Annotated in this window: 14 protein-coding genes; all 14 read left to right on the top strand. The window is 43.6% G+C overall.

The annotated features are described in order from the left end of the window. Positions 1-53: 53 nt before the first annotated feature. The 14 genes from rpoC (at position 54) to comGG (ending at position 12,969) form a co-directional block, all read left to right on the top strand. Positions 54-3,707 carry a DNA-directed RNA polymerase subunit beta' gene (gene rpoC / locus HMPREF2904_RS06445; protein WP_070661142.1) on the top strand — a complete coding sequence of 1,218 codons (3,654 nt, stop codon included), beginning with the start codon at positions 54-56 and terminating at the stop codon, positions 3,705-3,707. 321 nt (positions 3,708-4,028) lie between these two features. Further along, positions 4,029-5,183 (top strand): non-hydrolyzing UDP-N-acetylglucosamine 2-epimerase, encoded by a 1,155-nt coding sequence (wecB, locus tag HMPREF2904_RS06440; RefSeq protein WP_070661138.1) that lies wholly within the window; start codon positions 4,029-4,031, stop codon positions 5,181-5,183. 30 nt (positions 5,184-5,213) lie between these two features. Continuing rightward, positions 5,214-5,972 carry a hypothetical protein gene (locus tag HMPREF2904_RS06435; RefSeq protein WP_070661136.1) on the top strand — a complete coding sequence of 253 codons (759 nt, stop codon included), beginning with the start codon at positions 5,214-5,216 and terminating at the stop codon, positions 5,970-5,972. A 9-nt stretch (positions 5,973-5,981) separates the two neighbouring features. After that, positions 5,982-6,122, top strand: coding sequence for a hypothetical protein (locus HMPREF2904_RS11755; protein ID WP_003004308.1), 141 nt, complete (start codon positions 5,982-5,984; stop codon positions 6,120-6,122). After that, positions 6,115-7,425 (top strand): glycosyltransferase family 2 protein, encoded by a 1,311-nt coding sequence (locus HMPREF2904_RS06430; RefSeq protein WP_070661134.1) that lies wholly within the window; start codon positions 6,115-6,117, stop codon positions 7,423-7,425. Before HMPREF2904_RS11755 ends, HMPREF2904_RS06430 begins: the two co-directional genes overlap by 8 nt. Before the next feature lie 8 nt (positions 7,426-7,433). Further along, positions 7,434-8,537: a family 8 glycosyl hydrolase gene (locus tag HMPREF2904_RS06425; RefSeq protein ID WP_070661133.1), complete on the top strand. Its 1,104-nt coding sequence runs from the start codon at positions 7,434-7,436 to the stop codon at positions 8,535-8,537. 222 nt (positions 8,538-8,759) lie between these two features. After that, positions 8,760-9,149, top strand: coding sequence for a DUF1033 family protein (locus HMPREF2904_RS06420; RefSeq protein WP_070661200.1), 390 nt, complete (start codon positions 8,760-8,762; stop codon positions 9,147-9,149). A gap of 87 nt (positions 9,150-9,236) precedes the next feature. Then, positions 9,237-10,178 carry a competence type IV pilus ATPase ComGA gene (gene comGA / locus HMPREF2904_RS06415; RefSeq protein WP_070661130.1) on the top strand — a complete coding sequence of 314 codons (942 nt, stop codon included), beginning with the start codon at positions 9,237-9,239 and terminating at the stop codon, positions 10,176-10,178. After that, entirely contained in the window at positions 10,111-11,142 is a 1,032-nt protein-coding gene (comGB, locus tag HMPREF2904_RS06410) for a competence type IV pilus assembly protein ComGB (RefSeq protein ID WP_176744612.1), read from the top strand. Before comGA ends, comGB begins: the two co-directional genes overlap by 68 nt. Next, positions 11,139-11,456 (top strand): competence type IV pilus major pilin ComGC, encoded by a 318-nt coding sequence (gene comGC, locus HMPREF2904_RS06405; protein ID WP_003004178.1) that lies wholly within the window; start codon positions 11,139-11,141, stop codon positions 11,454-11,456. The genes comGB and comGC overlap by 4 nt, the downstream gene beginning before the upstream one ends. After that, positions 11,446-11,850 carry a competence type IV pilus minor pilin ComGD gene (comGD, locus tag HMPREF2904_RS06400; protein ID WP_083307541.1) on the top strand — a complete coding sequence of 135 codons (405 nt, stop codon included), beginning with the start codon at positions 11,446-11,448 and terminating at the stop codon, positions 11,848-11,850. The genes comGC and comGD overlap by 11 nt, the downstream gene beginning before the upstream one ends. Beyond that, on the top strand, positions 11,816-12,103 hold the full coding sequence (gene comGE, locus HMPREF2904_RS06395; RefSeq protein ID WP_042766464.1) for a competence type IV pilus minor pilin ComGE: 288 nt from the start codon (positions 11,816-11,818) through the stop codon (positions 12,101-12,103). The genes comGD and comGE overlap by 35 nt, the downstream gene beginning before the upstream one ends. Then, entirely contained in the window at positions 12,093-12,545 is a 453-nt protein-coding gene (comGF, locus tag HMPREF2904_RS06390; RefSeq protein WP_049513861.1) for a competence type IV pilus minor pilin ComGF, read from the top strand. The genes comGE and comGF overlap by 11 nt, the downstream gene beginning before the upstream one ends. Continuing rightward, the gene (gene comGG, locus HMPREF2904_RS06385; protein WP_256263245.1) at positions 12,532-12,969 is read left to right on the top strand and encodes a competence type IV pilus minor pilin ComGG; all 438 of its coding nucleotides are present in this window, start codon (positions 12,532-12,534) and stop codon (positions 12,967-12,969) included. Before comGF ends, comGG begins: the two co-directional genes overlap by 14 nt. Positions 12,970-12,986: the final 17 nt, after the last annotated feature.

The raw sequence follows: 12,986 nt of genomic DNA, 5'->3' as shown, positions 1-12,986 counted from the left end.
CCTAAGCTGTATCCAAATGAAACAAGTATGAAAACAAGGAAAGGTAAGAAATAGTGGTTGATGTAAATCGTTTTAAAAGTATGCAAATCACCCTAGCTTCTCCAAGCAAGGTCCGTTCATGGTCTTATGGAGAGGTCAAGAAACCTGAAACAATCAACTACCGTACATTGAAACCAGAACGTGAAGGTCTCTTTGATGAAGTCATCTTTGGACCTACAAAAGACTGGGAATGTGCGTGTGGGAAATACAAACGGATCCGTTACAAAGGGATCGTTTGTGACCGCTGTGGGGTTGAAGTAACACGTGCCAAGGTTCGTCGTGAACGTATGGGACACATCGAGTTGAAAGCGCCTGTATCACACATCTGGTACTTCAAAGGCATCCCTTCTCGTATGGGATTGACCTTGGATATGAGCCCTCGTGCCCTTGAAGAAGTCATTTACTTCGCAGCTTACGTGGTGATCGATCCAAAAGATACACCACTTGAGCACAAATCCATCATGACAGAACGTGAATACCGTGAACGCTTGCGTGAATACGGACCAGGTTCCTTTGTAGCTAAGATGGGTGCAGAAGCGATCCAAGACCTCTTGAAACAAGTGGATTTGGAAGCTGAAATTGCTCTCTTGAAAGAAGAATTGAAGACTGCAACTGGTCAAAAACGTGTGAAGGCTGTTCGTCGTTTGGATGTCTTGGATGCCTTCTACAAATCTGGTAACAAGCCAGAATGGATGGTTCTCAATATCCTTCCGGTTATTCCACCAGATCTTCGTCCGATGGTCCAATTGGATGGTGGCCGTTTTGCTGCCTCTGACTTGAACGACCTCTATCGTCGTGTGATTAACCGGAACAACCGTTTGGCACGTTTGCTTGAGTTGAATGCCCCTGGTATCATCGTGCAAAACGAAAAACGGATGCTCCAAGAAGCCGTTGATGCTTTGATCGATAACGGTCGTCGTGGTCGTCCGATCACAGGACCAGGTAGCCGTCCATTAAAATCATTGAGCCACATGCTCAAAGGGAAACAAGGACGCTTCCGTCAAAACTTGCTCGGTAAACGGGTCGACTTCTCAGGACGTTCTGTTATCGCCGTTGGTCCAACTCTTAAGATGTACCAATGTGGTGTACCACGTGAAATGGCGATCGAGCTCTTCAAACCATTTGTGATGCGTGAAATCGTTGCGCGTGATATCGTGCAAAACGTCAAAGCTGCAAAACGCTTGGTCGAACGTGGAGATGAACGCATCTGGGATATCCTAGAAGAAGTGATCAAAGAACACCCAGTTCTCTTGAACCGCGCACCGACCCTTCACCGTTTGGGGATCCAAGCTTTTGAACCTGTATTGATTGACGGGAAAGCTCTTCGCTTGCACCCACTTGTCTGTGAAGCCTACAATGCCGACTTTGACGGGGACCAAATGGCCATCCACGTACCGCTTTCAGAAGAAGCCCAAGCAGAAGCTCGTATCTTGATGTTGGCTGCTGAGCACATCTTGAATCCAAAAGACGGTAAACCAGTTGTTACCCCATCTCAGGATATGGTATTGGGGAACTACTACCTCACTATGGAAGAAGCTGGTCGTGAAGGCGAAGGCATGGTCTTTAAAGACCGTGATGAAGCGGTCATGGCCCTTCGCAATGGCTATGTTCACTTGCATACCCGTGTCGGAATTGCGACCGATAGCTTGAACAAACCATGGACAGAAGCGCAACAACACAAGATTCTCTTGACAACTGTTGGTAAGATTCTCTTTAACGATATCATGCCTGCAGAACTTCCATACCTTCAAGAGCCAAATAATGCCAACTTGACAGAAGGCGTTCCAGCTAAGTACTTCTTGGAGCCTGGTCAAGATGTCAAAGCAGCGATTGAAAAATTGGAATTAAACGTTCCATTCAAGAAGAAAAATCTTGGAAATATCATCGCAGAAATCTTCAAACGCTTCCGTACAACTGAAACGTCTGCTTTCTTGGACCGCTTGAAAGACTTGGGTTACCATCACTCAACCCTTGCTGGTTTGACAGTGGGGATTGCCGATATCCCGGTCGTTGAAGACAAGGCAGAAATCATTGAAGAATCTCACAAACGTGTGGAACAAATCACCAAACAATTCCGTCGTGGTTTGATCACAGATGACGAACGCTACAATGCCGTTACAGCTGAATGGCGTGCAGCCCGTGAAAAATTGGAAAAACGCTTGGTGGATAACCAAGATCCGAAGAACCCAATCGTTATGATGATGGACTCTGGAGCCCGTGGTAACATTTCAAACTTCTCGCAACTTGCCGGTATGCGTGGTTTGATGGCCGCTCCAAACGGACGGATCATGGAATTGCCAATCCTGTCAAACTTCCGCGAAGGTTTGTCAGTACTCGAAATGTTCTTCTCAACTCACGGTGCCCGTAAAGGGATGACCGATACGGCCTTGAAGACAGCCGACTCAGGTTACTTGACGCGTCGTTTGGTTGACGTGGCCCAAGACGTCATTATCCGTGAAGACGACTGTGGAACAGACCGTGGACTTGTGATCCGTGCCATTACTGATGGTAAGGAAATGATCGAGCCACTCGAAGAACGTTTGACTGGTCGTTATACCAAGAAATCTGTTAAACATCCTGAAACAGGTGAAGTCATCGTTGGTCCAGATACCTTAATTTCAGAAGACCTAGCACGTGAAATTGTCAAAGCTGGTGTGGAAGAAGTCACTATCCGCTCTGTCTTTACATGTAACACCCGCCATGGTGTCTGCCGTCACTGTTATGGTATCAACTTGGCGACTGGTGATGCGGTTGAAGTGGGTGAAGCAGTCGGAACTATCGCTGCCCAATCTATCGGGGAACCTGGTACACAGTTGACCATGCGTACCTTCCACACGGGTGGGGTTGCCTCAAATACCGATATCACTCAGGGTCTTCCTCGTGTCCAAGAAATTTTTGAAGCCCGCAATCCAAAAGGGGAAGCGGTCATCACTGAGGTCAAAGGGGAAGTCACAGCCATCGAAGAAGATGCTTCTACACGGACCAAGAAAGTCTTTGTTAGCGGAGCAACTGGTGAGGGCGAATACGTTGTCCCTTACACTGCCCGCATGAAAGTCGAAGTGGGAGATCAAGTTTCTCGTGGTGATGCTCTGACAGAAGGATCTATTCAACCAAAACGTCTCCTTGCCGTTCGTGATGTCTTGTCAGTTGAAACATACCTCCTTGCGGAAGTACAAAAAGTATACCGTAGCCAAGGGGTAGAAATCGGCGACAAACATATCGAGGTAATGGTGCGTCAAATGATCCGTAAAGTACGTGTCATGGATCCAGGAGATACAGACCTTCTCATGGGTACTCTGATGGACATTACAGACTTTACAGATGCCAATAAGGATGTCCTTATCTCTGGTGGAGTTCCTGCAACTGCTCGTCCAGTCCTTATGGGAATTACCAAAGCCTCTCTTGAAACCAACAGTTTCTTGTCAGCGGCTTCCTTCCAGGAAACAACTCGTGTCCTTACTGACGCAGCGATCCGTGGTAAGAAAGACCATCTCCTTGGACTTAAGGAAAATGTTATCATTGGTAAGATTATTCCTGCAGGTACAGGTATGGCTCGTTACCGTAACTTGGAACCACAAGCAGTCAATGAAGTTGAAATCATCGAAGAAGTGCCATTAACAGATGGAACAGTCGATGAAGTTCAAACAGCTGAAGTCGTAGAAAAATAAGAAAATAAGTCGGAACTACAAGTTCCGGCTTTTTTTGAAAAAATTATAAAAATTTATTATTTAAAAAATAATTGTATAATTATTGAATTGTTTTTTTACCAAAAATATTAGCCCGGTAGAACCCATGCTGTAAATACTTGCAATTAGTGATTAAATGGATATGTATTCTAAACGTCAAAATAATAAAATGACTAACTATTAGTAATTTCTTTATAAAACCAAAAATCGGTTTGACAATTAAAGTCATTGGGGGTAGAATGGAAAAAGATATACACAATTTAAAAAAATGTTGAATTACATGCATGTCAACGGGGGAAGTTTATGGGAAAATTGAAAATTATGGTTGTGTTTGGAACCCGACCGGAGGCCATCAAAATGGCCCCTTTGGTACTGGAGTTGCAAAAACAAAAGGAGGTTATTGAGACTATCACAGTGGTCACTGCCCAGCACCGTCAAATGCTGGACCAGGTCTTAGAAACCTTTAACATCGTACCTGATTACGATTTGGATATTATGGGGAGAAGCCAGACCTTATTGGACATTACTTCTAAAATCCTGAATCAATTAGATCCAGTTATCAAAAAAGAAAAGCCGGATATGGTGCTCGTCCATGGAGATACGACAACCACCTTTGCGGCGAGTCTGGTTGCCTTTTACAATCAAGTCCGCATTGGTCACGTCGAAGCTGGTTTGAGAACCTTTGATAAATATTCTCCATATCCAGAAGAGATGAACCGTCAAATGACGGATGATTTAGCGGATCTGTATTTTGCGCCGACGGGCGAAAGTAAGGCCAATCTCTTAAAAGAAAATCATCCGGAATCCTCTATTGTGGTGACAGGAAATACTGCCATTGATGCGCTGAAACTCACGGTTCAAGAGGACTATCACCACGAAGTGTTAGATCAATTAGATCCAGCTAAAAAAGTCATACTGGTCACCATGCATCGAAGAGAAAATCAAGGCCAACCCATGCGAGCGGTCTTTGGGGCTCTGAGAGAAATGGTGGATCAAGAACCGACTATTGAAGTGGTTTACCCAGTGCATCTTAGTCCAGCGGTCCAAGAGGCGGCAAACGATCTATTAGGAGATCATGATCGGATCCACCTCATTGAGCCTCTAGATGTGCTGGATTTCCACAACTTAGCTTCGAGAAGTTACTTTATCATGTCGGATTCAGGTGGGGTGCAAGAGGAGGCACCATCATTAGGAAAACCGGTATTGGTATTGCGCGATACAACGGAACGCCCAGAAGGGGTCAAAGCGGGGACTTTGAAATTAGTTGGTACGGATCCTACCGTCGTCAAATCCACGATGACAGAGCTCTTAACCAACGAAAGCCTGTATCTTCAAATGGCAAATGCCCGAAATCCTTATGGGGATGGAAAAGCTTCTGAGCGAATCGTACAAGCCATTAAACATTACTTTGGCCAGGGAGAGGCTGCCGAAGAATTTCATGAGGGAGAGAAAGAATAAATGAAAAAAACGTAAAAGTTAAGTAGATGGTTGCTGATTTTGATTGTTTTCGAAGTACTTCTTTTACTTTACTGCTTGTTTTTTGCAAGAGAGATTCTGATTGAAGAAGGATTATTCTTTGTTTTAGGATTATTTTCTGCTATTGTTTTATCGGATTTATTGTTGACATGGACCATCCTGTTGTCATTTGCCCTTGGGATTGTCTTTTTGGTGGCGGGTGTTGCCTATATCCCATTTCATCAAGCCTTGCTCTTGCTCTTTAGTTTTCCGATCTTGATTGGAATCTTGACCCGAATTCGCTATCACCTCTTTAAAGAGATTGCAAAAGTGAAGGATCAAGAGGCAGAAGCTTACGCAGATTACCGCAACCGCATTGCTTCTTATGGCGGACAAACCAATGATACGATTCAGGCCTTACTCATTCACTGGTCGCACGAGGAATTGTTCTTCCAATTGCAACCGAGAGAGTACAATCGGACCTTGAACCAAATCAACTATTTGTTAACGCATCATCTGAAGCCAAATGAAAGCTTGTATTATGTATCAGACGGTAATTTCTTGATTTTATCTTCTGATAGCGAGCGGGATCTGAAGAGCGATTATATGACGGTCTTAAAACCACAGTTGGAAGGACTGGTGTTCCAAGGAGAAGATGGGGTTCAGGGCATCCAATTTCAGTCAGGATTTCTTGTAGTGGATCAATCCAATCGAACCAAATACCATCGCTATAAAGAAATGATTCGTTACTTAAAACGTCAACTTGAAACAGATATTATTGTGGAATATTAGGAGGAAAACATGTCTCTTACAAATATATTTTTTAATATAGCTGTAGGCATCAGTGTATTTTTTGCCTTGTGCTTTATTGTATTATTTGTAGCTTATACGGTGATTTACCGCCGTGTCAATAAAAACTTTAAGGCGGTGGACCATGATTAGTCAAATTGTGATGATTATTGCCTTGATTTCGATTTGGTTGTCCTTAGCCTGGGGCTTAGTAATCCTCTTTTCAGCCGTTCATTTTTGGTTTAAACACAGTGATTTTCGTGTTAATACGGATCCGCTTCCTTATTATCCAAAAGTGACGATCGTTGTACCCGCCCATAATGAGGATGTGGTCATTGCACAAACAGCCAAAGCGATCCTTGATATGAACTACCCACATGATCGTGTTGAATTACTGCTCTTTGCGGATAATTGTTCCGATCGCACCTATGAGGAGTGTTTGGCGGTTAAAGCATTGCCAGAGTATGCAGGACGTGATTTGACCATTATCAATCGAAGTGGGACAGGTGGGAAAGCCGGTGTGCTAAATGACGCTTTGGCGATGGCGACTGGAGACTACATCTGTGTCTATGATGCAGATGCCATGCCTGAAAAGAATGCTCTTTATTTCCTTGTGAAAGAAGTGCTCAAAGATCCAGAACGTCATGTGGCTTCTTTCGGCCGCAATAAAACGCGGAATGCCAATCAAAACTTCTTGACCCGCTGTATCAACCAAGAGATTGTCGTCACCCAACGGGTCCACCATGTGGGCATGTGGCATCTCTTTAAGATTGGACGTATTCCAGGAACTAACTTCATTATTCAAACCGAATTTGTCAAGAGTATCGGAGGATGGAAAAACGGTGCCTTGACTGAGGATACGGATATTTCCTTCAAGATTATGCAAAGTGGGAAGTTGATTGCGCTAGCCTATAATTCAGAAGCCTTCCAACAAGAGCCAGAGACTCTGAAGAGTTACTATATGCAACGGAAACGTTGGGCCAAAGGGAATTATGAAGTGGTTCTTTCCAACTTCAAGCATTTATTTGGTAAGGGAAATTGGCGCGTGAAGTTAGAAGTGACCAACTATTCCTGTGTCTTCTTCTGGTTTAACGCGGCCATCGTCTTATCGGACTTGATCTTTTTTGCCAATATTCTGGCCATGTGTATCCATACAGTGGTGCCAGGTGTGCAAATTCCATTTGCCTTTGATTCTGAAAATATCTACATTGCGCAATTGATGCTCTTCAATTGGGTCTTGATGATTGGACTTTATCTGCTTCAGATTAATGTGGCTCTTGCCTCACAATTTGGTCAAGCCACTACCAAGCAAATTTGGTTGGCCTTGGCTGCCTATTTCACCTATTCTCAACTGTTTATCATTGTGTCGATTGATGCCATCTCTTCGATTGTGATGGATAAACTATTGCACCGGAAAGAAACCAAATGGGTTAAAACAAAACGATTCACAGGATAGGAGAGATTATGAATACGAAAAAGATGAGATATGTATGGTTTCTAGTCATCCTTTGCATTTTCTGTTTGACCTTGTTTTTAGCGAGAACGAGAAGTAAAGTGGAGATGCGAAATCGAATTTATCGTCAGTGGAATGAGCATTTTGTTGTTTCAAAAGGGAAAGAATCCTATGTTCGAACCACCAATGATAGCAATCAAACGGTAGTGTTATCCGAGGCGCAAAGTTATGGAATGCTTATTACTGTTGCGGCTGCTGAAAAAGGACAAGCCCAACAAGCAGACTTTGACCGACTCTATCACTATTATCTAAATCATCGCTTGGAAGGTACCCAATTGATGTCTTGGAAACAAACCATCAGCAATGGGAAAGCAAAGGATGAGGATCATAACGCCACAGATGGTGATCTCTACATCGCCTATGCTCTTCTAAAAGCCGCTCAGCAATGGCCAAAGCAAGCCAAAGACTACCAGGCTCAAGCCAAAGCGATTTTAGAAGATATTCTCGCACACAACTACAATGAAGAAACTGGTGTGTTAACGGTGGGGAATTGGGCTAATCAGGACTCGGAGTTTTATTATTTGATGCGGACATCTGATACATTGCCAGCGCAATTCCAGATCTTTTATGAAGTGACGAAAGATTCGAAGTGGTTGGATATCAAAGAAAAGATGTTGCAGCAACTCCAAACGATCAGCTCCCAAACCAAAACAGGTTTACTACCTGATTTCATCTGGGTAGATGAGCAAGGAACGCGCGTAGCGGATCCAAAGACGATTGAATCCAAGTATGATGGTGCCTACTCGTATAACGCTTGTCGCCTTCCATACAACCTTGTTCAAAGTAAGGATAAAACCAGTCAAAAATTGGTGAAAAAGATGCTTAACTTTTTCAAGAGTCAAAGAAACCTGTATGCAGGTTATGATTTGAAAGGGAAGGCCCTGAACAATCATCAGGCAGCAAGCTTTTTGGCACCGATTGTCTATGCCTCTGAACATGAAAAAGGCTATTTGAAGTTGGTTCAACAGAACAAGTATATCTTTACACAAGATCTACCTCTGAACAACTATTACGATGCAACCATGACAACCATGATTGCACTTGAATTGTTCTAAATACTTGAGAAAAGAGAGTTCCCCAAGATGGCTCGCCATTTTGTTGGGACTCTCTTCTTTTGATTCTCGAAAAAAGGACCCAATAGCAATTAGGCAGTCTATTTTTGAAAAACAATGGTGAAAATCACCTGAAAACTACCTGAAAAATCATGCTCTGAGCAGAAAACTTTTATTCTCAAAGGATTTTCTATATAATAGAGGATACAAAGGATGGAAGAGTTTATGTATCGAGTGATTGAAATGTACGGGGACTGTGAACCCTGGTGGTTTTTAGAAGGTTGGGAAGAAGATATCGTGAGTAGTCGGAAGTTTGAAGACTATTACCAGGCTTTGAAATACTACAAGCAGAAGTGGTTGGAGTTAAATGAGCACTTTCCAAGTTATAAGAGTCGGAGTGATCTCATGACGATCTTTTGGGATACCAAGGAGCAAGAGTGGTGTGAGGACTGCAGTGAAGATGTGCAGCTTTTCCATTCGATTGTCCTCCTAGAAGACGAGCACAAGATCCCTAAAAGCAAGCTCCGTCCAGGTTACGAAAAGGAAAGAGGCAGTCGCAAGCACCGTTCTTGTCAATATACACTCGATTCAAAAAAGGGGACAACCCTGTCATAAGAGACATTCGGAAGATTTTTTAGAGCGATCTAGAAAGTCTTCTTTTTTTGTCTTCTTTTTCGAATAGTATAAGTGAGAGGAGGAACTATGGTTCAAGAAATTGCAAAAAAATTGATCCGCATGGGGAAAAAGGAAGAAGCTCAGGATCTTTACTTCATTCCTCGGAAGGAGGAGTACCAGGTTTTTATGAGGGTGGGAGATGAGAGACGCTTTGTGCAGTCCTTCCCTTTTGAGGAGATGACGGCTATTATCAGCCACTTTAAGTTCGTGGCAGGGATGAATGTGGGAGAAAAAAGGCGCAGCCAGCTAGGATCGTGTGATTACCCTTTGGAGGATGGAGTAGTCTCGATCCGCTTGTCGACTGTGGGGGATTATCGTGGTTATGAAAGCTTGGTTATTCGGCTCTTGCATGATGAGGAACGCGAATTACGGTTTTGGTTTGATCAATTGCCAGACTTGAAGAAGAAATTGGCTGGTCGTGGGCTTTATCTTTTTGCGGGTCCTGTTGGTTCGGGAAAGACTACTCTCATGCATGCTTTGGCGCAAGAGCGCTTTGCGGACCAGCAAGTCATGTCTATTGAAGATCCTGTCGAGATCAAGCAGGATAATATGCTTCAGCTTCAGCTGAATGACCAGATCGGCATGACCTATGACAACCTGATCAAACTCTCCTTACGCCATCGGCCGGACCTTCTCATTATTGGAGAGATCCGAGATAAGGAAACAGCTCGTGCAGTCGTACGAGCTAGTTTGACAGGGGTCACCGTCTTCTCTACGATTCATGCCAAGAGCGTTCGAGGTGTTTATGAGCGCCTTTTAGAGCTTGGAGTGAGTGAGGAAGAGCTCAAGATTGTTTTACAAGGTATTTGCTACCAACGATTAATTGCAGGAGGAGGTGTGGTCGATTTTGCGACGGAAAACTACCAAGAGCACTCAGCCAGCCGCTGGAACCAACAAATGGATCTCTTGGCTCAATCGGGATATATCCAGCTGGCTCAGGCCCAAGCCGAAAAAATTATCTACCGCTAAACAAAAGCAAATCATTGAATTGTTTTTGAATCTTTATTCGAGTGGTTTTCATCTGTCTGAGATTGTCGATTTTCTGGATCGCTCTCACCTAGTGGAGAGTCGTTTGGTTTCCCAGATGCGAGAGGACCTTTCTCGGGGGCGGAGTTTTTCAGAGATGATGGCAGGGATCGGTTTTTCAGATGCGGTGACGACACAGCTGTCTCTCGCTGAGCTTCATGGTAATCTTGCATTGAGCTTGGAGAAAATCAGTGCTTACTTAGAAAACATGCGCAAGGTCAAGAAAAAGCTGATTGAGGTGAGCACCTATCCTCTTATCTTACTTGGATTTTTAGTTTTGATTATGCTTGGCTTGCGTAATTATTTGCTCCCTCAAATGGATGCTCAAAATATTGGGACGCAATTGATCAGTTCCTTCCCCCAACTCTTTTTGGCCTTAGGAGCGGGACTGGTGACCTTCTTCTTACTCGGCTTTCTCTATTATCGAAAGTCAGGCAAGATCAAGGTTTTTAGAAGTTTGTCTCATTTGCCTTTCGGAAAAGGCATGATTCAAGCTTATTTGACAGCCTATTATGCTAGAGAATGGGCCAATCTGATTGGGCAAGGATTGGAGTTGTCTCAGATTTTTTCCATGATGCAGGAGCAAAAATCCCAGCTTTTTCAGGAAATTGGAAGGGACTTAGCTCTTTCTTTAGACCGTGGCCAGTCCTTTTCAGAGACGGTCAGGGGGTATCCTTTTTTCAAAAAAGAATTGCCCCTTATGATTGAATATGGTGAAGTCAAATCAAAGCTCGGAAGTGAACTAGAGATCTATGCTGAAAAAACATGGGAAGATTTCTTTCGTCGGGTTCACAAGGCCATGAATGTGATACAACCCTTGGTGTTTGTCTTTGTAGCTCTTGTGATTGTCTTACTCTATGCAGCCATGTTGCTGCCGATTTATCAAAATATGGAGGTTCATTTATGAAAACATTAAAAACCTATAAGGTTAAAGCCTTTACACTTATTGAAATGTTGGTGGTCTTATTGATCATCAGTGTGCTCTTATTGCTCTTTGTGCCGAATTTGACCAAGCAAAAAGACTCCGTGAAAGAGACAGGAAATGCAGCGGTTGTGAAGGTGGTCGAAAGCCAGGCTGAATTGTACGAGCTCAATCATACCAATGACCAAGCCACTCTAGCAAAGCTGATTGCGGATGGAAATATTACCAACAAACAAGCAGAATCTTATCGTGCCTATTATGCGAAAAATAGTGGAGAAACTCGTGCGGTTGCAGATTAAGGCCTTCACCTTGGTGGAGACCCTTCTGACCTTGATGATCGTCAGTTTTATCTATCTGGGCTTATCGGGATCGATCAGGACGAGCTTTCAGCAGGTGGAAGAAAAAGTATTTTTTGCAGAGTTTGAACACCTCTATCAAGAAAGCCAAAAGATAGCCTTGGCAAGGCAAACGGAATTGGATGTTGAAGTGACTGCAAGGAAGATTCAAACGCCCTACCAGACGGTGGATATTCCTGATTCTGTCACGCTGCAAGATCCCAAAACTATTCGCTTGGACCGAGCAGGTGGCAATTCATCCCTGGCTAATGTTCACTTTCAGACACAGAGAGGAGTGGTGACCTATCAGCTTTCGCTTGGAAATGGAAAAATTAAAAAGAGCATCCGTTCCCGCTAGTATTCTCATAGAATCCCTAGTAGCTTTGAGTTTATTTGCCATGATTACGACCCTATTATTAGGGGAGATCCGGCGTTCGCGCAAGGAGCGACTAGCGGATTTCAATGAGGTAGAGGTCTTATCTGTCGCCCAAATGGCGCTTCAGACAGGGCAAAATCATCTGGAGGCTAATGGCATTCAGGTTCATGTTGACAAAGATGCCGATCAAATTACGGTCTATCATCAAGGAAAGGTGGTACTGCATGTGGAATAAAGGAAGGGTTAAGGCCTTTACCTTGCTCGAAGCCTTGGTCGCTCTCTTAGTGCTCAGCGGAGGTGTGTTAGTTTTTCAAGGTTTGACCAAACTCCTGCATGCTGAATTGGACTACCAAGCGCATCAAAAGCAGGAAGAATGGATCTTATTTCAGCAACAAATGCAGGTGGAATTGGACCGGAGTCATTTTGAAAAAGTGGAGAACAACCATATCTACTTGATTCAGGATCAAAAACCAATTGCGATTGGCCAGTCTAAAGGAGATGATATTCGAAAAACAGATGCTAAGGGCAGGGGCTATCAGCCTATGATTTCAGGAGTTCACTCTAGTCAGATTTGGCAGGAGGGAGAGTTGATTCATCTGCGTTTGAATTTTGAAGAAGGTCTAGAAAGGGAGTATGTCTACCATGTGGTACCAGCGATGCAAAATGAAAAAAGTTAAGGCTGGTGTCTTGCTCTACGCCCTTTTGATGGCAGCGATTTTTAGTCTCTTGCTTCAGTTTTATCTCCACCGTCAGGTCGCGGGAAAACGGATCTTAAAGACAAGTCAAGATCGACTTCGGGCCTATGCTTTGGTACAATTGGCTCTTGAAAAAGGAAAGGGTGATGAGAAGGCATCAGAGATTCACTTAAAGTCTGGAGTTGTTCAGCTACAGCAGGATTCTGGTTTTCTTCATGCCCAGGCTAAGATGGATGGAGAAAGCTATGAGTTTGTTCTTCCTGTAAGGGAAGAAAAAGAAAGTAGAAAGAGCAAAAAAGAAAAGAAGAAGACACAGAAAGATAAAGAGCAGATAGGGAGCGAAAAGCCTTCTGAAGAGACGCCAAAAGAGACGAAGGAGCCATCAGAAAATAGCGAAAAAGACTAATTTTTGGTATGATAGGG

The sequence above is a fragment of the Streptococcus sp. HMSC072G04 genome, assembly GCF_001813295.1.
Taxonomy (GTDB): Bacteria; Bacillota; Bacilli; order Lactobacillales; family Streptococcaceae; genus Streptococcus.
Note: the sequence above shows the minus strand (reverse complement) of the source record. Positions and strands in the feature narration are given on the sequence as shown.